The sequence below is a fragment of the Pseudomonas sp. GM18 genome (genome assembly GCF_000282195.1).
In the GTDB taxonomy this organism is placed as follows: Bacteria; Pseudomonadota; Gammaproteobacteria; order Pseudomonadales; family Pseudomonadaceae; genus Aquipseudomonas.
The window spans coordinates 191,585-213,326 of sequence record NZ_AKJT01000025.1 but is presented as its reverse complement, the minus strand read 5'-3'; the positions used below and the strand labels follow the sequence as shown (position 1 = coordinate 213,326).

At 58.7% G+C, this 21,742-nt stretch carries 25 protein-coding genes and 1 pseudogene; 16 read left to right on the top strand and 10 right to left on the bottom strand.

Annotated features, from left to right (window positions below; all coding sequences use genetic code 11):
* The first annotated feature begins 165 nt into the window (after positions 1 to 165).
* Positions 166 to 699 carry a cysteine hydrolase family protein gene (locus tag PMI21_RS21685; RefSeq protein WP_007935462.1) on the top strand — a complete coding sequence of 178 codons (534 nt, stop codon included), beginning with the start codon at positions 166 to 168 and terminating at the stop codon, positions 697 to 699.
* Positions 700 to 776: 77 nt separating this feature from the next.
* Here the strand turns inward: PMI21_RS21685 and PMI21_RS21690 are convergent, their stop codons facing one another.
* Complete coding sequence (locus PMI21_RS21690; protein WP_007935460.1) at positions 777 to 1,067, bottom strand: DUF3630 family protein; 291 nt, start codon at positions 1,065 to 1,067, stop codon at positions 777 to 779.
* A 30-nt stretch (positions 1,068 to 1,097) separates the two neighbouring features.
* The gene (locus tag PMI21_RS21695) at positions 1,098 to 1,505 is read right to left on the bottom strand and encodes a hypothetical protein (protein ID WP_007935457.1); all 408 of its coding nucleotides are present in this window, start codon (positions 1,503 to 1,505) and stop codon (positions 1,098 to 1,100) included.
* 158 nt (positions 1,506 to 1,663) lie between these two features.
* On the opposite strand from PMI21_RS21695, the gene PMI21_RS21700 reads away from it, so the two are divergent.
* The 8 genes from PMI21_RS21700 (at position 1,664) to PMI21_RS21735 (ending at position 10,650) form a co-directional block, all read left to right on the top strand.
* Complete coding sequence (locus PMI21_RS21700) at positions 1,664 to 2,686, top strand: helix-turn-helix transcriptional regulator (protein ID WP_007935456.1); 1,023 nt, start codon at positions 1,664 to 1,666, stop codon at positions 2,684 to 2,686.
* A gap of 194 nt (positions 2,687 to 2,880) precedes the next feature.
* Positions 2,881 to 4,692 (top strand): amidohydrolase, encoded by a 1,812-nt coding sequence (locus PMI21_RS21705; protein WP_238541202.1) that lies wholly within the window; start codon positions 2,881 to 2,883, stop codon positions 4,690 to 4,692.
* A 36-nt stretch (positions 4,693 to 4,728) separates the two neighbouring features.
* Positions 4,729 to 6,141 (top strand): purine-cytosine permease family protein, encoded by a 1,413-nt coding sequence (locus tag PMI21_RS21710; RefSeq protein WP_007935453.1) that lies wholly within the window; start codon positions 4,729 to 4,731, stop codon positions 6,139 to 6,141.
* Between the two features lie 167 nt (positions 6,142 to 6,308).
* On the top strand, positions 6,309 to 6,962 hold the full coding sequence (locus PMI21_RS21715) for a peroxiredoxin (RefSeq protein WP_007935451.1): 654 nt from the start codon (positions 6,309 to 6,311) through the stop codon (positions 6,960 to 6,962).
* 24 nt (positions 6,963 to 6,986) lie between these two features.
* Positions 6,987 to 7,445 carry a GNAT family N-acetyltransferase gene (locus PMI21_RS21720; protein ID WP_007935450.1) on the top strand — a complete coding sequence of 153 codons (459 nt, stop codon included), beginning with the start codon at positions 6,987 to 6,989 and terminating at the stop codon, positions 7,443 to 7,445.
* A gap of 170 nt (positions 7,446 to 7,615) precedes the next feature.
* A complete protein-coding gene (locus PMI21_RS21725) occupies positions 7,616 to 8,347 on the top strand; it encodes a GntR family transcriptional regulator (protein ID WP_007935448.1) in 732 nt (243 codons plus the stop codon).
* A gap of 127 nt (positions 8,348 to 8,474) precedes the next feature.
* On the top strand, positions 8,475 to 9,764 hold the full coding sequence (locus PMI21_RS21730) for an MFS transporter (RefSeq protein WP_007935446.1): 1,290 nt from the start codon (positions 8,475 to 8,477) through the stop codon (positions 9,762 to 9,764).
* Between the two features lie 28 nt (positions 9,765 to 9,792).
* Entirely contained in the window at positions 9,793 to 10,650 is an 858-nt protein-coding gene (locus PMI21_RS21735) for an amidohydrolase family protein (protein WP_007935444.1), read from the top strand.
* A 25-nt stretch (positions 10,651 to 10,675) separates the two neighbouring features.
* On the opposite strand, the gene PMI21_RS21740 is transcribed toward PMI21_RS21735, so the two are convergent.
* Positions 10,676 to 11,536: a CAP domain-containing protein gene (locus PMI21_RS21740; RefSeq protein WP_007935442.1), complete on the bottom strand. Its 861-nt coding sequence runs from the start codon at positions 11,534 to 11,536 to the stop codon at positions 10,676 to 10,678.
* A 142-nt stretch (positions 11,537 to 11,678) separates the two neighbouring features.
* On the opposite strand from PMI21_RS21740, the pseudogene PMI21_RS28670 reads away from it, so the two are divergent.
* A pseudogene (locus PMI21_RS28670) lies at positions 11,679 to 11,939 on the top strand (cupin domain-containing protein); the annotation flags it as partial.
* 172 nt (positions 11,940 to 12,111) lie between these two features.
* A complete protein-coding gene (locus PMI21_RS21745; protein ID WP_007935438.1) occupies positions 12,112 to 12,933 on the top strand; it encodes a MinD/ParA family ATP-binding protein in 822 nt (273 codons plus the stop codon).
* A gap of 49 nt (positions 12,934 to 12,982) precedes the next feature.
* On the opposite strand, the gene PMI21_RS21750 is transcribed toward PMI21_RS21745, so the two are convergent.
* From PMI21_RS21750 to PMI21_RS21760, 3 genes are all read right to left on the bottom strand, one after another.
* A complete protein-coding gene (locus tag PMI21_RS21750) occupies positions 12,983 to 13,468 on the bottom strand; it encodes an adenosine-specific kinase (protein ID WP_007935436.1) in 486 nt (161 codons plus the stop codon).
* Between the two features lie 45 nt (positions 13,469 to 13,513).
* The gene (locus tag PMI21_RS21755) at positions 13,514 to 14,017 is read right to left on the bottom strand and encodes a DUF4231 domain-containing protein (protein ID WP_007935434.1); all 504 of its coding nucleotides are present in this window, start codon (positions 14,015 to 14,017) and stop codon (positions 13,514 to 13,516) included.
* A gap of 97 nt (positions 14,018 to 14,114) precedes the next feature.
* Positions 14,115 to 14,678: a histidine phosphatase family protein gene (locus PMI21_RS21760; protein ID WP_033063838.1), complete on the bottom strand. Its 564-nt coding sequence runs from the start codon at positions 14,676 to 14,678 to the stop codon at positions 14,115 to 14,117.
* Between the two features lie 145 nt (positions 14,679 to 14,823).
* Between PMI21_RS21760 and PMI21_RS21765 the strand changes: the two genes are divergently transcribed.
* Positions 14,824 to 15,225: a DUF1801 domain-containing protein gene (locus PMI21_RS21765; RefSeq protein WP_007935430.1), complete on the top strand. Its 402-nt coding sequence runs from the start codon at positions 14,824 to 14,826 to the stop codon at positions 15,223 to 15,225.
* A 6-nt stretch (positions 15,226 to 15,231) separates the two neighbouring features.
* Here the strand turns inward: PMI21_RS21765 and PMI21_RS21770 are convergent, their stop codons facing one another.
* Positions 15,232 to 16,155 (bottom strand): LysR family transcriptional regulator, encoded by a 924-nt coding sequence (locus PMI21_RS21770; RefSeq protein ID WP_007935428.1) that lies wholly within the window; start codon positions 16,153 to 16,155, stop codon positions 15,232 to 15,234.
* Positions 16,156 to 16,292: 137 nt separating this feature from the next.
* On the opposite strand from PMI21_RS21770, the gene PMI21_RS21775 reads away from it, so the two are divergent.
* Positions 16,293 to 17,348 carry a tartrate dehydrogenase gene (locus PMI21_RS21775; protein ID WP_007935426.1) on the top strand — a complete coding sequence of 352 codons (1,056 nt, stop codon included), beginning with the start codon at positions 16,293 to 16,295 and terminating at the stop codon, positions 17,346 to 17,348.
* A 107-nt stretch (positions 17,349 to 17,455) separates the two neighbouring features.
* A complete protein-coding gene (locus PMI21_RS21780) occupies positions 17,456 to 18,787 on the top strand; it encodes a dicarboxylate/amino acid:cation symporter (RefSeq protein WP_007935425.1) in 1,332 nt (443 codons plus the stop codon).
* A gap of 54 nt (positions 18,788 to 18,841) precedes the next feature.
* Here PMI21_RS21780 and PMI21_RS21785 read toward each other — a convergent pair whose 3' ends face one another.
* On the bottom strand, positions 18,842 to 19,312 hold the full coding sequence (locus PMI21_RS21785) for a GNAT family N-acetyltransferase (RefSeq protein WP_007935424.1): 471 nt from the start codon (positions 19,310 to 19,312) through the stop codon (positions 18,842 to 18,844).
* A gap of 53 nt (positions 19,313 to 19,365) precedes the next feature.
* Entirely contained in the window at positions 19,366 to 20,163 is a 798-nt protein-coding gene (locus PMI21_RS21790; protein ID WP_007935423.1) for an alpha/beta fold hydrolase, read from the bottom strand.
* A gap of 133 nt (positions 20,164 to 20,296) precedes the next feature.
* On the opposite strand from PMI21_RS21790, the gene PMI21_RS21795 reads away from it, so the two are divergent.
* Both PMI21_RS21795 and PMI21_RS21800 read left to right on the top strand, forming a co-directional pair.
* A complete protein-coding gene (locus tag PMI21_RS21795) occupies positions 20,297 to 20,686 on the top strand; it encodes a c-type cytochrome (RefSeq protein ID WP_007935422.1) in 390 nt (129 codons plus the stop codon).
* Between the two features lie 117 nt (positions 20,687 to 20,803).
* Entirely contained in the window at positions 20,804 to 21,139 is a 336-nt protein-coding gene (locus tag PMI21_RS21800) for a hypothetical protein (protein WP_007935421.1), read from the top strand.
* A gap of 125 nt (positions 21,140 to 21,264) precedes the next feature.
* Here PMI21_RS21800 and PMI21_RS21805 read toward each other — a convergent pair whose 3' ends face one another.
* A complete protein-coding gene (locus PMI21_RS21805; protein WP_007935408.1) occupies positions 21,265 to 21,570 on the bottom strand; it encodes a hypothetical protein in 306 nt (101 codons plus the stop codon).
* Positions 21,571 to 21,742 lie beyond the last annotated feature (172 nt).

Here is a 21,742-nt window from a genome sequence, read left to right as displayed (position 1 = left end):
CCGGGGTAGCAGCTGCCGAGCCAGCGAGACTGCGTTCGGCGGCGTAGCAATCGTAAAATCGCGACCGCTGCGCGCTCGAACGCAACCTCGCAAGCTCGACAGCTGCTACGTGCTAAAAGGGAGTTGAAATCCATCGTTCCAGCGACCTCTCTAAGGAAGGAAGCCATGAGCACCGCACTCCTGATCATCGATGTCCAACGCGCGCTGTGCACCGGCGAGTATGAATGCTTCGACATCCAGCGCGTCATCGAAACCATCAACGGCCTCAGCACCAAAGCCCGAGCCGCCAATACTCCGGTCATCCTGATCCAGCACGAAGAAGAGGGCGACCTGCTGCAATACGGCACCGAAGGCTGGCAACTGGCCGCCGGCCTGAAGACGTCACCCCAAGACCTGCGCGTGCGTAAAACCACCCCGGATTCGTTCTACCAGACGCACCTGCATGAACATCTGCAAGAGCTGGATGTCGACCGCCTGATCATCTGCGGCCTGCAAACCGACTACTGTGTCAACGCGACGGTCCGCCAGGCGCATGACTTGGGCTACGACGTCGTGCTGGCGGCCGACGCCCATTCCACTATCGACAACGGCACGATGAGCGCCGAAGACATCATCGCCGAACACAATAAGGATCTGGCGCACCTGACCGGCTCCGTGGCGCGGATTGATGTCGTGCCGGCCAGTGAAATCAAAATCTGAAAACACCCGTGATTCCCGGATGAGATGTCCCTCTCGCTTCAAATAAAACGGGCGCCGATCAGGGCGCCCGTTTTTGTTCAATCTGTCTGCAACCGCCGCACCACCGCCTGAAAACGCTCCGACGCAATCCAGTCCGGATCCGCATCCTCCACCAGCAGCATGATCCCCAGATAGTGTTCCAGATGCAGCGTAATCGTCTGCCCCTCGACGGCCAGGTCCCAATAACGCTGGTCCAAGCCATTGATCTGTGCCGTCCAGGTCCCGCCCAGCCCTTGCGCCAATTCACCGGCAAGGCGATTGAACAGTTCCCGGTCGGATGTCTGCGAGAGATAAATTTCCCGTAGTGGTGGGGACGATGGATGAGTCATATTCAGACCTCGTTGGCATTGATTTTGAAACTACGCTTCAGGCCGGTTTATTGCGCGCTCAATGGCCGTTATCACATGCGGCACGGCATAGCCCTTGTACCAATGATTCATGCCTTCAATGGCTTTCTTGGCGGGAGCAATATCATGAGCCCCGACAAGCTCCGCGCAAGCCTGCGCCATGGCGACCAGAATACGAGCCGCTTCTGGTACATAAGGAAGGTCACTCCCGGCCTCATGACGCTCACGAATAATCTGATAGCGAATATTCTCAGGCAGTGTCCAGGCACTGATCAAGAACTCCTGAACGGAGTAATCGACGTCTTTGATGGCCACGGTCGCGGTGCGATGTTCTTCGCGGTAACCCGCCGCTTCGATCTGCTCACAACTGTCGATGACAGTGTTCATCATTTCTCGAATTTGTTGCCAATCCGTTTTCATTCGAACTCCTTTTCTATGGGCGATTCAGAGGGGGCCAAGCATACCCAGTTATCAATTCGGGGAAGGTCATATTTGGATAGTCGTCTCGTGCTGGACGCCATTACCGCGCCTATGGCATGGTCGAAATGACAGGCCATGAAGCGAGTGAGATCAGCACGATGGAGGAGGGTGATGAGGTCGGCGCCAAGACGTCGATGGCAACGCTGAAAGCATTCAATCATTGCGTGTTGCACCTTGGTCGCCTTGCTCGGGATCGCGGTGCCTCCCGGTTCATCGCCGAAGGCCTGCAGGCATTCCGTGAACTGCTGCCCTTCGCTTCGGCCTGGTGGGGGGAGATGTCCGCATTGGGCATCGATGCTCCGCCCAGAAGCTGGATGCACGGGCGAATCAATCTGCCCGAGTCGTTTGCCGCCGAATGGCACAAGAGTGCGGGTAGCGACAGATTTTCCCATGACACCCTGAGCCGACCCGGTGAGGTCGTGCGCGACAGCGGGTTCACCGACCCCGATGTACAAGTGGACGCGTTCGCTCGGCGCCACGCCCTCTACCACCTGATGTGCATCACTTTCGAGTTACCCGAAAGCGGCTTGATGTTCTTCGTCTGTCTCTACAGAGGTATTGAAGCACCGGCGTTCAACGACAGTGAGGCGGATCTGTTTTCGGCCTTCTGCGATCATTTGTTGCAGCTGTGGCGATTTCAGGTGCAGGACATGATCCGCTTCAACACGGGCAACGGAGCTTCTGACTTTGGCGTCGCGCGCATGGACGGCAGCCTGCTGTACGTGGGGGCCACGCTGTGCGCAGCGATTGAGCGCGAGTTGCCCGGGTGGGGCGGTTCAATGCTTCCCGCGCAGGTGATCGCGCAACTGCCAAAGGCACCCTGTGTCATGCGACTGGGCCGCTGTGCACTGACACTGAGCCCTAACGCCGAGCACGTCATCCTGTCGCTCGAAGCGCAGTCGCGGGGGGCGGTGCTTGCACCTCGCGAGCGGACGGCAGCGATGCTGTTCGCCGCCGGTCATTCCTACAAGGAGATTGCCAAAATCCTTGCCCTGAGTCCCGCGACAGTGCGCACCTACCTGCGCAACTGCTACCTGCAGCTCGGCGTGAAGAGCAAGGTGGAGCTGGGTTCTGTGCTGCGTTTACCGACCTCGTTTGCGGATGCAACGCGCCGCGATTAGCTGCGGTTAAGTTGCCTCACCCTCCTCATTTGCAGAGGTCCATCCAACCGCTGCGCTCTATATCGTGTGCCCTGCATATCAGAGGCTTGCGGCAGTCCGTTTGGGCCACTTCCAAAACTATAAAAACAGAGGTGAGGCAGTTGAAATTTTCCCGGTTGTTTATGGCCGTTGCGACGACAACGGCATTTTCTTGCATGGCGCTGGTGGGTTGTCAGACACACGGTTCGACGCCGGCTGACATGGTGATGCGCAACGGCTATGTCTACACCGTCGACGGCAAGAGCTCCGTGCAGCAGGCGATCGCCGTCACTGGCGGGAAGATCGTTTACGTGGGCAGTGATGAAGGGGTTGCCTCGTACATCGGCACGCAGACACGACTGATCGATCTGGCGGGACGCATGTTGATGCCCGGCTTCGTCGATGCGCACATGCACCCGGGGGATGGCGGTCGCGCCATGACCTTGTGCGACCTGAAATACCAGACGATGACCCGTAAGGTTTTCCAGGAGACCATTCAGGCATGTCTGGATGCCGACAAGGACAAAGGCCCGGATGTCTGGCTTGAAGTGGGCAGCTGGGACCGCATGGGCATGACCGGGCTAGACGGCGATCCCGACAAATCAACGCTGGACGCGCTCAAGACCACTCGCCCGATCCAGGTCCGCTCCACCGACTTCCACACCGTGCTGACAAACTCCCGCGGCCTGGCGGTCGCTGGCGTCAACAAACACACGGCCAATCCGGGGGATGGCAAGTATGTGCGCGACAGCGCCGGCAACCCGACCGGGATCTGTGAAGACGGTGCCGCCGATGCCATGGCCGCCGTGGTGCCGCCAGCCACCGACGCCGAGAAGCTCAACCAGACCCGCGCAGCGCTCGATGCCATGCGCCGGCAAGGCATCACCAGTTTCTTCGATGTCTTGTCGGGACCGGAGAATGGCAAAGCGTTCACCACCTTGCAGCAGTCGGGCGAGTTGACTGCACGGGCTTTGTTGGCAATCAAACTCGACCCTGCCGCCGCCGCGGCAGACCCGGCGAAAACCATTGCCGAGGCCAAGGCATTGGCCAACACCTACGATCAGGGCGAAGCCAAAGCCGCGCCGGGGGTGAGCATGCGCCACGTCAAATTGTTCATGGATGGCATCATCAACGCGCCAGCGGATACCGGGGCAATGTTGACCCCGTACTTGCGCAATGCCGGCACCGATGCCGCGCCCAAATGGACGCCCGGCAACAACGTCGGTGAGCTGTATTTCCCTGCGCAAGTACTCAATCCGCTGCTGCTGAAGGCCGTCCAGGCCGGCCTCGATCCGCACCTTCACGCCACCGGAGACCGGGCGGTGCGTGACTCGTTGAACGGTATCGAATACGTGCGCCGGCAATTGCCGGGCAATGGCTTTCGTCCGACCATAACTCACGCCGAGTCGGTGGACCCCGCCGACTATGGGCGCTTCAAGGCGCTCGACGTGACTGCCAACATGTCCTTCCAGTGGGCCCAGCAGGCGCCGTCCACGGACGACGGCACCAGCGATCATCTGGGGGGCGATCGCTTTGCGCGCATGGAGCCATCGGGCAGCATCAGGCGTGCCGGTGGCCGGGTGGCGTATGGCAGCGACTGGCCCGTCGACCCGCTCGACGAATTCCTCGCACTGAAGATCGGGGTCACCCGCTCAGGCGATCCGCTGAACCCGCACAGCTATGGTCCAAAGTATGCAGGCAGGTTGAATGCCGACCCGGCGTTGTCGCGCACTGATGTGTTGAAAGCCATCACGATGAACGCTGCCGAGCAGTTACGTCTAGACTCGGTCGTTGGCTCGATAGAAGTGGGTAAGTTTGCTGACGTGATCGTTCTGGACAAGAACTTCATGCAGGTGCCCGAGGATGAACTGGCCCGCAATGACGTGCTGCTGACGGTGGTCGGCGGCAAGGTCGTATGGGCCAAGGCGCCGTTCGTTGGTTTTGAACAACGGGCGGCTCAAGTAGCCGTTACTGAACAACAAAAATAAAAGCACGCGTCTACTCCATTAGAAGAGAACACAAAAATGACCAAGATCAGCGATACCCAGCAGCGAAGTCCCCTGATCGAGACACGTTCGATCGACTACATTCCCGAGGCCGAGCGCCATGGCAGCCTCTATAGCCAGTTCACCCTGTGGCTCGGCGCCAATCTGCAGATCACAGCGATTGTGACCGGCGCGCTGGCCGTGGTGCTGGGCGGTGACGTGTTCTGGTCACTCATCGGTTTGCTGGTCGGCCAGGTGCTCGGCGGGGCGGTGGTGGCGCTGCACGCTGCACAAGGACCGAAGCTTGGGCTGCCGCAGATGATCTCCAGTCGCGTGCAGTTCGGTGTCTATGGGGCGGCGATTCCGATTGTGCTGGTGTGCCTGATGTACCTCGGCTTCAGCGCCACCGGTGCGGTATTGTCGGGGCAGGCCATTGCCCAGTTGGTCCATGTCAGCGACAGCGCCGGCATTCTGATTTTCGCCTCCTGCATCGCGTTTCTGACGATCTTCGGTTATCGGGTCATCCACCTGGTGGGCAGGGTGGCCAGCGTGCTGGGCATCATCGCCTTCGTCTATCTGTTTACCCGGCTGATGACGCTCAACGACATCGGCCTGTTGCTGGAAAACCGCCATTTCGGCTGGAGTACTTTCCTGCTGGCGGTGTCTCTTTCCGCATCCTGGCAGATCGCGTTCGGCCCTTATGTGGCCGACTATTCGCGCTACCTGCCGAGCAAGACCTCGTCCTGGAAGACGTTCACCGCCGTAGGCCTGGGGACGGTGTTGGGCGCTCAGGCTTCCATGGTGTTGGGAGTGTTTGCCGCTGCGTTGGCGGGCGCGAATTTTCGCGGGCATGAAGTCGCCACCATCGTCGGGTTGGGCAGTACCGGCGTGATGGCCTCCCTGCTGTACTTGAGCATGGTGTTCGGCAAGGTCACGGTGTCGACCCTCAACGCTTATGGCAGCTTCATGTGCGTGGCCACCATTATCAGTGGCTTTCGTCGTGGCTTCGAAATATCCGCCGGCAAACGCATGCTGTTTGTGCTGACGATTGTCGGGGCGTCCACCACGCTCGCGCTGCTGGGGCAGTACTCGTTCCTGAGCACGTTCAAGTACTTCATCCTCTTTCTGCTGACGTTCTTCACGCCGTGGAGCGCGATCAATCTGGTGGATTATTACTTCATCAACAAGGAGCGTTATGACATTCCCGCGTTGTCCGACCCGGCGGGGCGGTATGGCCGCTGGAATGTGTTGGGGATCAGCGTGTATGTGCTCGGTGTGTTGGTCCAGCTGCCTTTTGTCGACACTCACTTCTACTCCGGACCAATGGTCGCGCAGCTCGGCGGTGTCGATATTTCCTGGATCGTCGGGCTGGTAGTGCCGGGCATGCTCTATTACTGGCTGGCCCGGACATCTGCACTTGCGGTGTCGGTCGAGCGCAGTTCGCAGGCGTGAATGCCGGGTCATCAAAGGAGGGCAGAGCAGGCTCGGCTAACTACCGGGTCCTCAAGCGTCTCCTATACTGATCCGCGTTAACGGTTCAACACAGACACTGAATGCCGCCGGAACAGCAGCCAGCGTTCCGGCGACTTCCCTACGACTCAACAGTAAGGAGAACGAACATGGCAATCCGTATTGGCGACGAAGCACCGGACTTTACCGCCGAAAGCACCGAAGGCCCGCTGCATTTCCATGAGTGGATCGGTGACAAGTGGGCGATTCTGTTCTCGCATCCCAAGGACTTCACCCCGGTGTGCACCACTGAGCTTGGCTATATGGCGGGGCTCAAGCCGGAGTTTGATAAACGCAACACTAAAATCGTCGGGCTCAGCGTCGACCCTGTGAGCAATCATCAGACCTGGGCCAAAGACATCGAAGAAACCCAGGGGCATGCGGTCAACTACCCCATGATTGGCGACGAGAACCTGGTGGTGGCGAAGCTCTACGACATGATTCATCCGAATGCCAGTGGCGGCGCACGGACTGCTGTGGACAATGCCACGGTGCGTTCAGTGTTCCTCATCGGCCCGGACAAAAAGGTCAAGGCGATGCTGATCTACCCGATGAGTGCCGGGCGCAACTTCGATGAGGTGCTGCGTCTGCTCGATTCTCTGCAACTGAACGCCAAGCACACCGTCGCCACGCCGGTGAACTGGCGCCCGGGCGAGGACGTCATCATTCCCACTTCGGTCTCCGATGAGGACGCCAGGAAGAAATACCCGGATGGCTTCAAGACGCTGAAACCTTATTTGCGCACCGTGGCGCAACCGAAGTAACCCATCTGTTCGGAGACCACCCACATGGCCGTCCAGGTCCTGCGCGTTGATGCAACCCACATCGACAAAGTCGCCAGCCTCTTCGACGCCTATCGAGGCTTTTACGGCCAGCCCTCGAACCTGATGCAGTCCCGCGATTTCATCGCCGAGCGCATCGCCAGGGACGAATCGGCGATTTTCTTCGCCGAGGACTCCACGGGCGAAGCGCTCGGCTTTGTCCAGTTGTACCCGACGTTCTCCTCCATCGACGCCCACCGTACCTGGCTGCTCAGCGACCTCTTCACCACGCCTGCCGCCCGAAGCAGAGGGGTAGGGACGTTGCTGATGAACACCGCCCGAGCCTTTGCGCTGTTGACCGGCGCCAAGGGCATGGTGCTGGAAACGGCCACGGACAATCACCTCGCGCAACGGTTGTATGAGTCATTGGGCTATGTGCGCGATACGGGTTACTACACCTACTGTCTCGACTTGAAACAGGGCTGACCCAAGGTCTGTCACGTTCTCCCTCGGGTTCATCAGATTGGCGCAAATGCCCAGCGCCTCCCACCATTCGTCAGCCAAGTGTCATACCGCACCTTGACAGCCAACTTGTCTGGGGAAATACTCGCCACAAGATTCATATAGATGACTAGATAACAAGGTGAATAAAGTCGATGAATTCTCTTTCCAGTGATGTTCGCCTACCGCTTTACCAACGCCTGCGTGACCACTTGGCTGAGCAGATCGCCAATAATCGCTGGCGTCCGGGGGAGGCGATTCCTACCGAAGCCGCGCTTTCGGCGGAATACCAACTGTCCACCGGCACCGTGCGCAAAGCGGTCGACGCGTTGGTCAGCGAGGGCATTCTTGAGCGTCAACAAGGGCGCGGCACTTTCATTCGTCGGCCTCAGTTTCAGTCGTCACTGTTCCGGTTCTTCCGTTTTCAAACCGCTGCCGGCGAACGTCAGGTGCCGGAGAGTCGCATTCTGTCCATTGAGCCGGTAACCGCGCCGTCGGCGGTGGCCGAGGCATTGGGGCTGCCGCTCGATGCCCCGGTGATTCGCATTGTCCGTCTGCGTCTGCTCGACGTTAAGCCGGTGCTGGCCGAAGAAATCTGGCTGCCGCGCAGTCGTTTCCAGGCGTTGCTGGACATCGACCTGAGCAGCAAGGGGCCATTGCTGTATCCGATCTACGAAGAGGTGTGCGGTCAGGTCGTCGCTAATGCCGAAGAAACCCTGACCGCCGAATCGGTGAATGACGTGCAGGCGCGCTTGCTGCAAGTGCCGGTCAATAGCCCGGTGGTGGTGATCGAGCGTCTGGCACGCGACTACGCCGGTCAGCCATTGGAGTGGCGGCGCTCGCGAGGGCACGCCGAGCACTTCCGTTACAGCGTGGACATTCGCTGACGCCCCACAGCTGAAAAAGGGGCGAGATGCTCGCCTCTGATTTCAACTCGATGTGTTTTCAAACTGGCCCTGTAGCGGTGCGGTTCGCTCTCGGCTGCCTCATGTTCCACTTATAAGGATAAGAATCATGTTCAGCTGGTATCGCCAAGTCACTCCTCGAGAGCGCAAAACGTTTTGGGCCTGCTTCGGCGGATGGTCGCTCGACGCACTGGAAGTACAAATGTTCGGCCTGGCGATTCCGGCGTTGATCGCCGCGTTCGCCTTGACCAAGGGCGATGCGGGACTGATCAGTGGCGTCACGCTGGTTACCTCGGCCATCGGTGGCTGGGTAGGGGGGACGTTGTCCGACCGCTATGGCCGGGTGCGCACGCTGCAGTGGATGATCTTGTGGTTCTCGTTCTTCACCTTTTTGTCTGCGTTTGTCACCGGTTTCCATCAGTTGCTGATCGTCAAGGCGATGCAAGGTTTTGGCATTGGTGGTGAGTGGGCGGCCGGCGCGGTGCTGATGGCCGAAACCATCAACCCGAAATACCGTGGCAAGGTAATGGGCACTGTGCAAAGCGCCTGGGCCGTGGGTTGGGGCCTGGCGGTCGGCGTGTTCGCGCTGATCTATTCTTTCGTACCGCAAGACATGGCCTGGCGGGTGATGTTTATCGTTGGCTTGCTGCCGTCGTTCCTGATCATCTGGGTGCGGCGCAATGTTCAGGAGCCCGACAGCTTCCAGCGCCTGCAAAAAGAAAAAGCCATCCCGCAAAGCTTCTTCAAATCCCTGGCCGGCATCTTTCGTCCCGAACTGCTGCGCGTAACGCTGTTCGGCGGTCTGTTGGGCCTGGGCGCGCACGGCGGTTATCACGCCGTGATGACCTGGCTGCCGACGTTCCTCAAAACCGAACGCAACCTGTCGGTGCTGAACTCCGGCGGCTACCTGGCGGTGATCATCTTTGCTTTCTGGTGCGGCTGTGTGGTCAGCGGGTTCTTGATCGACCGTATTGGCCGTCGCAAAAACATCGTGCTGTTCGCGCTGTGCTGCGTCGTCACCGTGCAGTGCTATGTGTTCCTGCCGCTGACCAATACGCAGATGCTGTTTCTCGGTTTCCCTTTGGGCTTCTTCGCGGCCGGCATTCCGGCGAGCCTCGGTGCGCTGTTCAACGAGTTGTACCCGGCGGACGTTCGCGGCGCCGGTGTGGGGTTCTGCTACAACTTTGGCCGGGTGCTCTCGGCGGTGTTCCCGTTCCTGGTTGGCCACATGAGCGACTCCATGTCCTTGGGGTCGGCGATCGGCATCGACGCCGGGATCGCCTACGGTGTGGCGGTGATCGCGGCCCTTTGCCTGCCGGAAACCCGTGGTCGCAGCCTTGAAGCCACGGGCACGGCAGTGCCTGTCAGCGTCAATGGCAACGAACGTGCCCGGGCTTGATGATCTTTACTTTCGATAGATGAAATCCATGTCTGAAACCTGTTCTGCGCCGATCACCGGCATTGATTCCCACGCTCATGTGTTCAGCCGTGCGCTGAATCTGGCCTCTGTCCGGCGCTATACCCCAGGATATGACGCCACGCTTGGCGAGTATTTAAAGCACTTGCAAGCCCACGGCTTGAGTCATGGCGTGTTGGTGCAGCCGAGCTTTCTCGGCACTGACAACCGTTACCTGCTGGCGGCGCTGCAACAGGCGCCAGCGCAGTTGCGAGGGGTGGTGGTGCTGGAGCGAGAGGCCAGTCGCGACCTGTTGAACGACATGGCTCGCTCAGGCGTGGTTGGTGTTCGTTTGAACCTGATGGGTAAAGCATTGCCCGACTTTCGCGACTCAGGCTGGCCTGACTTTTTCAGTCATCTCGCCGAACTGGGCTGGCATGTCGAGTTGCATCGTCATGTGGAGGATTTACCGCAGCTGATTCGCCAGCTGATGCCGTTCGGCATCAAGCTTGTCATCGATCACTTCGGTCGACCGGACGCCCGTTCCGGCATCGATCAGCCAGGATTTGTCGAGTTGCTGGAGCTGGGGCTGAGCGGGCAGATCTGGATGAAGGTGTCCGGCATCTATCGTTTGGCCGGTACACCCCAACAGAATCTCGGATTCGCCAGGGCGGCATTGCCGCTGCTGGAGCAGAGCTTCGGCCGACGCCGATTGGTGTGGGGCAGCGATTGGCCCCATACGCAACATGAAGACAGCGTCGGTTTCGGCACGGTGATCGAACAACTGCAAGCACTGGAGTGTTCAGCGCCGCTGATGCATTCGTTACTGGTGGAAGCGCCCCAGGCATTATTCGGGTTTGAGAACAGGACCTGCATCAGGGCCATCTGACGTTGTTCGACACAAGACGCCTCACTCAAGGCGCCCCAAACAGCATCGTCCAATAAACCCCTTTGTTGCTGCGCGAATCGCTGGCATACGCCGCGCCGACCTGGGTAAACATCGGGTTCATCAGGTTGGCGCAATGCCCGGGGCTGGCCAGCCAGCCGGACATCGCCTGGCTGGGTGAGCCTTGCCCGGCGGCGATGTTCTCGCCGATCTGCCGGCCGCGGTAACCGGCGGCTCTGGCGCGATCCGCCGGCATGTCTCCGTCGGGGTCCTGGTGGGCGAAGTAGTTGCCATAGGCCATTGCCTTGCTGTGGCCTTGGGCGGCGGCGCCCAGGGCGGCATTCCAGGTTAATGGCCGCGCGGCGGCAAAGCGTTGGCGCCCACACATACGTGGCCTGGCCCGTGCCTCGTTGACCTGCGCCAGCAACGTCTTGCCTGCGGCGCGTGAATCGCCGATACGCCCATCGAGCACCGGTTGCGCCAGCACCACCCGCCATTCGCTGCGGGCGCGAGTAATGCCGATGTCGGCGTATTGGGTATCGAGCAGCGCCCCACAGTAGTCGCTCTGAAGCATGTCAAACGCCTCATCGGCATCTTGCGCGCCGACCAGGCGGATGGTCCGCACCGTCACGGCCTGATAGCCGTTAGCCTTCAAACCATCCCGCAAACCACCGCCATAGCTGATCGGCAAGGACAAGTCCGATTTCAGCGACAACGGCCGCAACGGCTTGACCGTCCGCCCCGCGCAGCGGTCGGGATCGGCGCGGTAATCGTTGATGTCTTCCACCAGTTGCCGTTCCCCGCTGGCATGGGCGGGGCTGGCGAACAGCGGAAACAAAGGCATCAGGCACAGCGAAATAAAGCGGCAGCAGCGGACGGTTGGGCGCATGAACGGACAGCTCTGATGAGTTGACGACGATAAGGGTGGGATAAAGATGAGCAATAACCGCACGAGCGCTTCGTTGGGCGAGCTTCTTTTACGGCACGGCTAAGACTGCGGGTCTCAAAACTGGTTCACGAGGGGAACAGACAAATTTGGCGGCGACTTTGTCTGGCATTCCCATGCCGATACCGATGAAGCCTTCATCGTCCTTGAAGGCGAGCTTCGCATCGATCTTCGAGAGGGGGCCGTCGTGGTTGGGCAGGGCGAAATGTACGTCGTCCCCAAGGGCGTCGAACACAAGCCTTACGCTGAACGCGAGGTGAAGCTATTGCTGATCGAGCCGCGAGGTGTGCTGAATACCGGTGATCAAGCCGGGAAAAGAACCGCAATGAATGATGTGTGGATTTAGACGTTTCGGTGGTTTCTGCCGACGTTTTCGTTTGAAACGCTTAAATGGCCTGTGGCGAAATGCCTCTCGTCGGGAGATAAAGCAGCTATTGCGCGCTTTTCAGCTATTCTTGCGGCATCTGGGGGGTGCCATTACGTACTGGCACACGATGCGCAGGGAAAGGAAAAACAAAATGGATGATGTGCATTGCGTGCAAGTTATCGCTGTAACCGGCGGCAAGGGTGGCGTGGGCAAGACCACGGTAGCGGTTAACCTCTCGTTGGCGTTGGCGAAAATGGGGCGGCGCGTCGTATTGCTGGATGCCGATCTTGGCCTGGCGAATATCGATATTCTGCTGGGGCTGACCCCGCGCTACACACTGGCCGATGTTCTCGAAGGGCGTTGCGAGCTGTCCGAAGCACTCATGCCAGGGCCAGGAGGCATTCGTGTCGCCCCGGCCTCTTCTGGTTTGCAGAACATGACTCATCTGGAGCCTGCGCAATACCGTGCGCTGATCCAGGCCTTTAGCGATATCGGCGACAAACTGGATGTGCTCATCATCGATACGGCCGCCGGTATCGGTGGCTCAGTGATCAATTTCATCCGCGCGTCTCAGGAAGTGATGGTGGTGGTGTGCGATGAACCCACCTCGATCAGCGGCGCCTACGGGCTGATCAAATTGCTCAACCTGAACTACGGCTTGCAGCGTTTTCGCGTGCTGGCCAACATGACGGGCAGTCCGGCGGAAGGCCGCAATCTGTTTGCCAAGCTGGAAAAAATTACCGATATGTTCCTGGATGTCTCGCTGCAATACGTCGGCGCGGTGCCGAACGACGACAGTGCGCACAAAGCCGTGCAGAAGGGGCGTGCAGTGTTGGAAGCCTTCCCTCGCTCCAGGTGCGCTCAAGCTTTCCAGGCACTTGCTCACAACGTCGACAGCTGGCCATTGCCGACTCATCCGAGAGGGCACGTGGAGTTCTTCGTTGAGCAACTCGTGCAGAATTCCGGCAGGTGAGGCTGTCGACGGCGGGCAGCCCATCGTTAGCTCAGCAGCGAAACGTGTTTCATAGCTTGTAGCCAATCTGCCGCAACAGATTCTTGCGCCACAGGATGTCTTCGTCGCCTTCAATGCCATTGGCACAGAAGCCATCCACGACACCCAGGATCGCCCGTCCCTGTTCCGTCTCGGCAAGAATTACTTCGGTTGGATTGGCTGTTGCACAAAAAATACGGCACACCTCTGGCACCATTTTGACGGCGTTCAACACGTTTAGAGGATAGAAACCGTCGCCGAGGAAAATGATGAAGCTATGGCCCGCGGCAATGGCTTGCGCGTTTTTCTGCGCAAGCTCGATCATGGCGGCATTGGTGCCAGACCATCGCACCAGGCATTTGCCGGAGGCTTCACAAAAAGCCACGCCAAACTGGATACCTGGCACGGCGTTTATCAACGCTTCGTGGAGGTCTTCAACGGATTTGATGAAGTGCGTCTGACCAAAAATGAAATTCGTCGCTTCCGGTTTGTCGATTTTCAACGTGATGAGTTGCATCTCAAACGCCTCCTGTCACGATGTCGCGGAGCATCGGGCCTCTGTTCAAGCCGGGACGATTTCTTGCTCCTCTGATGGTGTCTCCGGGTGGACGCGAACATCTCCCAGTTTCCTTATCGTTGACTTGGGCAGGGTCGGGGCATCCAGAAGAATCGAATCAATGCGCTTGCGGATGTCCAGAACGATTGGGCCCAGGATAGCCTCGTCCTTGCCGCTGGCGATTTCGTCCTGAATCTCGCGAGACATCGCACCGAGTTTCTCGGAGGTGTCTTTGTGCCCGGCAGCCCGGGTGTCAAAGTTCAGGAAGGTCTGAACCGAACTCAACACCAGGGTCAGCAGCGAAAGGATACCGGCTGCATATTGGAGCCATGGTGGCGATGAGTCACTGATTGAGCCAAAAACGCTGGCGCTGACAATCGCCGACAGCACCACGCAAGGGATGCCCAGTTTCCAGCTGAATTTCTCGAAATCCCGGGCACTGATTTCGTGCTCGATCTGCAACCGCACGATCATGCGATTCCATTTGGTCAGTAACTCGAGCCGGCTCATGTTTGCAGTCCTTTGCAGGGGAATACAGATGAATATTAGCTCTTATTTGACCACCAGCCAGGGCGCCGGGATTCAGTCTGTGGGCTGTCGTCGTGCCTTAAGGCTGATTCATTCGATAGGCCGTCGCGCTCCAGTACCGATTACCATTGCTGGTATGGCGAATCCATCCGGTAGCCTCCAGGTGCCTGGCAATCATTCGATTCATCAGTCCATGACCGAGCAGCAGGACGGGCCCTTCGTCGGCAAGGGATTGAAGCCGTTGAGCTGCCATATTGGCCCGCATTCTGGCCGTACGGGCAGACTCGACCTTCCCCGAGAAACCGCACAACCATAAAACACGAAGAATAAATGCCCACGTAAACGGTGATAGGCGCGGCAGTGTCCATCGTCCATGGGGGAGTTGCGCTTCGCAGAACATATCATCGACAAGGCTGGCTTGAAGGCCTAGCGCTCGAACAGACGTCAGTGCCCGGGGCGCACTGCTCGACACGATCATTCTGGCGGTACGCGCCAGCGCCACACTCGATTGCGGGGCAGGCTGGTCGATGATTTCCGATAGGTCGTATTGCTCGATCCAGCGTTTCATTTCGCGCGCTGAAACTTTGTCTTGCACGGCCAGATCTGGCTGGCCATGACGCATCAAGATGATTTCCTTTTCCACTGTTGTTACGTCCTTGTTTTGCTATTCCGTGAATACAGGATAAACGACCCGTTGTGGGTCAAACAGCAACGCCCTGCGCTGTAGTCCAGTCTGCGATACTCAAGCGGCGGGCGGGCGACATTCATTATGAAGAGGGATAACCACCATGAGCAAGGAGACGGCCGGTTCAAAGGACGCTGAGGGGCAAGGCTCTGCCTCCCAGTTGATAGACGCGAAAATCAAGGCGCTGGATGATTGGCGGGGCGAGACGCTCGCTCGGGTTCGAACGCTCATCAAACAGGCCGACCCCGACGTGGTCGAGGAGTTGAAGTGGCGGGGCGTTCCGGTGTGGTCGCACGCCGGCATCCTCTGCACCGGCGAGACGTACAAGAATGCCGTGAAGATGACGTTCGCCAAGGGTGCCTCGCTGGAAGACCCTTCAGGACTGTTCAACGCCAGCCTCGATGGCAACACCCGGCGTGCCATCGATATTCATGAGGGCGACCGGATTGATGAAACGGCCTTGAAGGCGCTGATTCGCGCTGCCGTAGCGCTCAATCTGTCGTAGCGCTGTTCAGTCGAGCACAGATTCCGGTTCATCCAGGTGATCGATGTGCTTGAAACGCTCGACCAGAAAATCGATCAGGCTGCGCACTCGCGCCGACAGGTGCAACTGTTGCGGGTAGATGGCATAGACATCGGCGCGGGTCGGTGTCTGGTCCTCCAGCACCAGGCGCAAGCGGCCACTGCGCACGTAGCGGGCGATGTCCCATTCGGCCCGCAGCAAAATCCCATGACCTTCCAACGCCCAATTGAGGGCCACTTCACCGTCGTTGCAGCCTAACGCACCACGCACTTTGATGTTTTGCGTGCGCCCACCGTTGGTAAAGCTCCACACGCCATAGGGCGTTTCGTTTTGCCGCAGGAAAATGCAGTTGTGTTGTTGTAAATCCGTCAGGCGTTGCGGCACGCCATGCTTTTCCAGGTACAACGGCGAGGCGCAGAGCAGACGGCGATTGGACGCAATCTTGCGCGCATGAAAGGCCGCATCCGGCAGCGTGCCGAAACGAATGCCCAGGTCAAACCCGTGAGTCGCCAGGTCGAGCGGGTGATCGCTGATTTCCAGCTGTATTTCCACCTCCGGGTATTGCGCGAAGAACGCGCCCAATGCAGGGCCGATGTAGCGACGACCGAAGCCCAAAGACGCGTTGACACGAATCAGGCCTTTCGGGGTTGCCCGGCTGCTGCTGATGAGCTGCTCGACCTCATCGATCTGCGTCAGGATGCGGGCCGCATGGGAAAAATACAGCTCACCTTCCGAAGTGAGGCTCATCGAGCGCGTGGTGCGGTTGACCAGGCGGATGCCCAGCCGTGCCTCCAGCGCGGTCAGGCGTTTGCTCACCGCCGGCGGGGTCACGCCCAGCTCTCGCGCCGTCGCCGCGAGGCTGCCTTTGTTGGCCAGCAGGTAGAAAAACGACAAATCCAGGGTCTGGCTCATTGGTAACTAAAATTCATCTATGTAGTGATTTGGAGTAACTCACGCTCATTTACTCACTACATATACTCCGCTCACACCCTGATTGAACACCCCCGTTCGACAGGCACAACAAGAACGTAACGAGAGTGGAGTTGATGATGAGCGCATACAAAATTGCTGCGGTTCCAGGTGATGGCATCGGCGTGGAAGTGATCGCTGCGGGCGTCGAGGTGCTGCAAGCCTTGTCGAAAAAGTCTGGCTTTGAACTGGCCTTCAAACACTTCGACTGGAATTCGGATAACTACCTGAAAAACGGCTACTACATCCCGGAAGGTGGCCTGGAAGAACTGAAAACCTTCGATGCGATTTTCTTCGGCGCGGTCGGTGCGCTCAACGTGCCGGATCACATTTCCCTGTGGGGCCTGCGCCTGCCGATCTGCCAGGGTTTCGACCAGTACGCCAACGTGCGTCCGGCCCGCGTACTGCCAGGGGTGAAAAGCCCGCTGCACAACGGTGATCAGATCGACTGGGTGGTGGTGCGGGAAAACTCCGAGGGCGAATACTCCGGCAACGGCGGTCGCGTGCACCGGGGGCTGCCGGAAGAAGTCGCCACCGAAGTGTCGGTGTTCACCCGTGCCGGGGTTGAGCGCATTCACCGTTTCGCTTTCGAACTGGCGCGCAGCCGTCCGCGCAAGCACCTGACCATGGTCACCAAATCCAACGCTCAGCGTCACGGCATGGTGTTGTGGGACGAGATCTTCTACGAAGTCGCCAAGGACTTTCCAGATGTGAAAATCGACAAGGAACTGGTCGACGCCGTGACCACGCGCATGGTGCTCAAACCGTCGACGCTGGACGTGATCGTCGCCACCAACCTGCACGCCGACATCCTGTCCGATCTGGCCGCCGCGTTGTCCGGCAGCCTGGGCATTGCGCCGACCGCCAACCTCAACCCGTCACGCAAATTCCCCTCGATGTTCGAACCGATCCACGGCTCGGCTTTCGACATCACCGGCAAAGGCGTGGCCAACCCGATTGCCACATTCTGGACCGCGGCAATGATGCTCGAACACCTGGGCGAAGCGGCTGCGGCGAAACAGCTGATGTCGGCCATCGAAGCCGTCACCGAAAGCGGTCTGCATACCCCGGACCTGGGCGGCACGGCCACCACCCGGCAGATCACCGATGCGGTCATCGCGTTGATCAACCGCTGATATTTTCCCCCGATTCAAAGTAGTACTGCGGCACAACGCCAAGGGGCAGATCGCTGAATCCGACCCCTTGGCATTTCCTGACAACAATAAAAAATCAGGGCCCTGTCATGAAAAGAATATTTGGCAAACTCTACGTACAAGTGCTCATCGCGGTCATCCTCGGCGCCATCGTCGGGGTGTTCATTCCCGAGACCGGAGCCGCGCTCAAACCCTTGGGCGACGCGTTCATCAAACTGATCAAAATGCTCCTGGCCCCGGTGATTTTCCTCACGGTGGTGACGGGCATTGCTCGCATGGAGAACATGAAAGAGTTGGGGCGTGTCGGTTTCCGGGCTCTGCTCTATTTCGAAGTGGTGTCCACACTGGCGCTGGTGGTGGGCCTGGTCGTGGTCGATGTGTTCAAACCCGGCGCGGGCATGAACATTGATGTCGCCTCGCTGGATACGTCCAGCCTGGCGACCTACACCACGGCGGTGAAGCATGCGTCGTTCATGGACTTTGTGATGAACATCATCCCCGACACCATCGTGGATGCATTCGCCAAAGGCAATGTCCTGCAAATCTTGCTGTTCTCCATTCTGCTGGGCGTTGCCCTGGCGCATGTCGGGCCGCGCGCAAAAGTGTTCGTCGACACGCTGGATAGCCTGATGCAAGGGATGTTTCGCATCGTCAACATGGTCATGCGTCTGGCCCCCATCGGTGCCTTCGGGGCGATTGCCTTTACCATCGGCAAGTACGGCTTCGGTTCGCTGTTCTCCCTCGGCAAACTGATGGCATGCGTGTACCTGACCTGCGCGGTGTTCGTGATCTTCGTGCTCGGGCCGATCTGCCGCTACAGCGGTTTCAGCCTGTGGAAATTTCTGAAGTTCATCAAGGAAGAACTGTTCACGGTACTGGGCACCAGCTCTTCGGAATCGGTGCTGCCGCAGATGATTTCCAAGATGGAAAAGGCCGGCGTTTCCAAACCCGTCGCCGGGATGATCATTCCCTCGGGCTTGACCTTCAACCCGGATGGCCAGGCGATCTACTACACCATCGCCGCGATCTTTATCGCCCAGGCGACCAACACGCCGTTGACCCTCACGGACCAGTTGATCGTGCTGGCGGTGCTGATGTTCACCTCCAAAGGCTCGGCGGGGGTGACCGGTTCGGGGTTCATCATTCTGGCGGCGACGTTGTCTTCCCTCGGCACCATTCCGGTGGCGGGCATGGTGCTGTTGCTGGGCGTCGACCGTTTCATGTCGGAAGCACGCGCGATTACCAACACCATTGGCAACGGTGTCGGCACCATGGCCATTGCCAAATGGGTCGGCGCGTTGGACACGGTGAAGATGAACATGGCGCTGAACGGGGAGGGCGTAGAGGAAAAACCCGAGATGGTTCAGGTGGACGTTATTGCTGTTCCTTCATCGATGACAGCAGGGCGGTTGGGCAACTAGCTTCTTCCCCTCGCAGCTGACGGCTCATGTCGTCGCAACTTTGCGACCAGGCCGTCAGCCACGTCGACATCTCGGACGAACATAGTAATTATCGAACTCGCCGCTTTCGACGAATTGGAAGCCATGACGGATGTAAAACCGATTCGAGGCGCTCTCTTTGAGCGCGCCCACCCTGATCGGGAGTGCGGCGGCGTCCGCTTCTTTGAAAATCTGCTTGAGCACAACAGAGCCTACGCCTGAGCCCTGGGCATTCGGCCGCACATACAAGTGCTCAAGCAGCAGTTCTTCCTGATCATGCCTGACCACAATAAAACCGATCCGCTCACCGGCCAGCTCAATGTGACGTGTGTTGCGGCAATCAAAACCGTTGAGAAAACGCTCTCGCGCACGTACCGGATCAAATCGCCCAATCCGTTCAAGACTTTCGCGCATAGCCTCGATTCGAATGGCCACAAGATTGTCCAGGTCGGCGGGTTGAGCCGCGACCAAAATGACTGGAGGACTTTGATCAGGTATGACAGGCATCGTCTGCGCTCTGGTTCTCATAACAGGAAGCCAGTATAGAGCGTGAGCTCAAATCAACTGCGCTCAATAAACTGCACGATGACCTGATTGACGATCTCAGGATGGGTAATCGGCCCCATATGACCGAGCCCCTCAAGCTCTACCACTTCAACGTTCGGCAGTGTGGCGGTCAGTAGCCGCGCCACGGCCCGTGACGAGGCCGGCGAGTCCTTGCCGACCATGAACAGCACCGGCAGGTCGAGTGAGCGGAACGCCTGCAACGGTGTGGGCTCGTTCAACAGCGCGTGAGCCCAACCCCGCACATTGGCCACCGCGGCGGCGATGGACGGCTTGCGTTGTTCCGGGGTTTGCGCCCAGGCCCCGGCGCCCATCCAGTAGTCAATGAAGTGCCGGGCCGCCGCGTCCAGGTTACCCGCCTCAAGCGCTCGCCCGGCGTTTGCGACGACTTCCTGGATGGCGTCCGCTTCGTTGGGTGGAGGCGTTTGGGCGTTGAGCAGGGAAAACAGCGTGGGCTCATACAACACCATGGCGCGCACCCGATCGGGGTTCTGCAATGCCGCGATCAATGCCACCGCCGCGCCATAAGAATGACCGACCAGAATCAGCGGCTCACCCGCACGGGCGAGCACTGGCTCGGCGAAGAGCGCTTCGTCGCTGAGGGTGACGGTTCGATCGGTGGGCCACGCCGGGCTCTTGCCGGCACCAAACGAATCCAGTGCCAGAACCCGAAACTGTGCGGCCAGGAGATCTTGCAGCCCACGCCACTGCACCGAGTGACTGGCATTGGCATGAAAGCAAACAATACTTGGGCCCGCGCCTGCGTCCCGGAAAAAGGGTTCGACGGGTTTCATTCTGGCCCTCCTGCAGCGGCGTTAATGGGACAAAGACAGTTATAGATTAGCTTCAAGGCTTCGGTGCGGACGCCAGTCGTGATGAAATAGCCGCCCGCTTTTGCAGTCAGCAGCACCTGATTTGGAGCCGAACATGAAAAACGCCGCCGTACTCACCTTCGCCTTGATGCTCAATACGGGGTTATTCAGCACGCAAGCAGCAGCGGCCGGCGATGCTGAGGCAGGTGAGAAACTGTTCAAGCGAATCTGCGGTGGCTGCCATCAAGTTGGGAGTTCGGCGCGAGGTTTTTTTGGTCCGCAACTCAATGCGATTTTCGGACGCCCTGCGGGCAGCACGGCGGACTACCAGTACTCAGACGCGATGAAATCATCAGGCGTTGTCTGGACCCGCGAAACACTCACTGCCTACATCGAAGCGCCAAAAGCAGTGGTCCCCGGCACCCGCATGATTTTCTGGGGCCTCAGCGATCCGGAAAAGATCGAAAACCTGTTGGCCTATCTGCAGACGTTTCAGCCTCAATGATCGGTGTCTCATCGATCCGTTTTTTTCATTGTTGAGTGATATCAATGAGCCACTTCATCCGTTAGAGTATGCGCCGCCCGAGAGATGGATCCCGGGCTTTTCTAATGGAGTGACACAGTGAATTACCTCAGCAAAGTGGTTGCCGTAGCCCTGTTTGGCCTGGTTCTGGCGGGTTGCACCGGCACCCCGATGAAGACCCAGCAATACGACAGCAGCCAGTACACCGTTGTCGGCCACAGTGAAGCGACCGCCACTGGCCTGTTGCTGTTCGGCGTCATCCCGATTCAACAGAACAACCGCTTCATCCGCGCTCAGAACGCGGCAATCCAGGCCAAGGGCGGCGACGCCATGATCAACACCCAAGTGCAGGAAAACTGGTTCTGGGCCTGGGTCCTGACCGGTTACACCACCAAAATCTCCGGTGATGTGGTCAAGCTGAAAACCGTTCAGTAAGCGTCAGTGCGCCGCCTTAAGCCATTTCAGCTGCGGCGCATTCCTCGTAGCAGCAGCCTCGCGAGCTCGGCAGCTGCTACAGATCGCATTACGGCTCAGGACATCCCCTGCTCATTGATCGAGCCTCACGCCCACGCTTTTCCGAGTTCCTCCAGACCGGCGTTTTGCAGGTCCTGCGGGTTCATGACCACACGGAATTTGCAGTTGGCCTGGAAGTTGAGGAAGAAGGGTTCCGCATATCCGGGTATTTCGGAGGGATCCACGATATCGATCAAAAAAATCCCATTTCGCATGCCATCCTGCTCAGTGAAATAAGTCGCCTCGGGCTTAATGGTGTCCAGGATACGGTTCATGATTTCGCCGATCTTCCCCGACCGGACAAACGCGTTGAAAGGCTCATGGGGAAACTCGACCATCAGTAGCATTTTCATCATTCGATACTCTGTTAGAAGTGGCGCACTCCTTACCCGGATCCTTACTCCTGATTTTGATGCCGCAAGCCGTGCCTGCGGTGTGTGTGGTTAAGAATAGCGAAGGGTGAGAGGCCGTCGGGGCGGGGTTACGGACGGTCGTTGTTGATGATTCAGCGGCGAGGCGAAAGGG

Coding starts and splice junctions, on each gene's coding strand:
- PMI21_RS21710 (WP_007935453.1), top strand. CDS start 4,729: ATGACCAAGATCAGCGATACCCAGCAGCGAAGTCCCCTGATCGAGACA.
- PMI21_RS21795 (WP_007935422.1), top strand. CDS start 20,297: ATGAAAAACGCCGCCGTACTCACCTTCGCCTTGATGCTCAATACGGGG.
- PMI21_RS21735 (WP_007935444.1), top strand. CDS start 9,793: ATGTCTGAAACCTGTTCTGCGCCGATCACCGGCATTGATTCCCACGCT.
- PMI21_RS21775 (WP_007935426.1), top strand. CDS start 16,293: ATGAGCGCATACAAAATTGCTGCGGTTCCAGGTGATGGCATCGGCGTG.
- PMI21_RS21720 (WP_007935450.1), top strand. CDS start 6,987: ATGGCCGTCCAGGTCCTGCGCGTTGATGCAACCCACATCGACAAAGTC.
- PMI21_RS21805 (WP_007935408.1), bottom strand. CDS start 21,570: ATGAAAATGCTACTGATGGTCGAGTTTCCCCATGAGCCTTTCAACGCG.
- PMI21_RS21685 (WP_007935462.1), top strand. CDS start 166: ATGAGCACCGCACTCCTGATCATCGATGTCCAACGCGCGCTGTGCACC.
- PMI21_RS21785 (WP_007935424.1), bottom strand. CDS start 19,312: ATGCCTGTCATACCTGATCAAAGTCCTCCAGTCATTTTGGTCGCGGCT.
- PMI21_RS21745 (WP_007935438.1), top strand. CDS start 12,112: ATGGATGATGTGCATTGCGTGCAAGTTATCGCTGTAACCGGCGGCAAG.
- PMI21_RS21740 (WP_007935442.1), bottom strand. CDS start 11,536: ATGCGCCCAACCGTCCGCTGCTGCCGCTTTATTTCGCTGTGCCTGATG.
- PMI21_RS21715 (WP_007935451.1), top strand. CDS start 6,309: ATGGCAATCCGTATTGGCGACGAAGCACCGGACTTTACCGCCGAAAGC.
- PMI21_RS21690 (WP_007935460.1), bottom strand. CDS start 1,067: ATGACTCATCCATCGTCCCCACCACTACGGGAAATTTATCTCTCGCAG.
- PMI21_RS21725 (WP_007935448.1), top strand. CDS start 7,616: ATGAATTCTCTTTCCAGTGATGTTCGCCTACCGCTTTACCAACGCCTG.
- PMI21_RS21755 (WP_007935434.1), bottom strand. CDS start 14,017: ATGAGCCGGCTCGAGTTACTGACCAAATGGAATCGCATGATCGTGCGG.
- PMI21_RS21790 (WP_007935423.1), bottom strand. CDS start 20,163: ATGAAACCCGTCGAACCCTTTTTCCGGGACGCAGGCGCGGGCCCAAGT.
- PMI21_RS21695 (WP_007935457.1), bottom strand. CDS start 1,505: ATGAAAACGGATTGGCAACAAATTCGAGAAATGATGAACACTGTCATC.
- PMI21_RS21770 (WP_007935428.1), bottom strand. CDS start 16,155: ATGAGCCAGACCCTGGATTTGTCGTTTTTCTACCTGCTGGCCAACAAA.
- PMI21_RS21765 (WP_007935430.1), top strand. CDS start 14,824: ATGAGCAAGGAGACGGCCGGTTCAAAGGACGCTGAGGGGCAAGGCTCT.
- PMI21_RS21780 (WP_007935425.1), top strand. CDS start 17,456: ATGAAAAGAATATTTGGCAAACTCTACGTACAAGTGCTCATCGCGGTC.
- PMI21_RS21705 (WP_238541202.1), top strand. CDS start 2,881: ATGGCGCTGGTGGGTTGTCAGACACACGGTTCGACGCCGGCTGACATG.
- PMI21_RS21750 (WP_007935436.1), bottom strand. CDS start 13,468: ATGCAACTCATCACGTTGAAAATCGACAAACCGGAAGCGACGAATTTC.
- PMI21_RS21730 (WP_007935446.1), top strand. CDS start 8,475: ATGTTCAGCTGGTATCGCCAAGTCACTCCTCGAGAGCGCAAAACGTTT.
- PMI21_RS21700 (WP_007935456.1), top strand. CDS start 1,664: ATGGAGGAGGGTGATGAGGTCGGCGCCAAGACGTCGATGGCAACGCTG.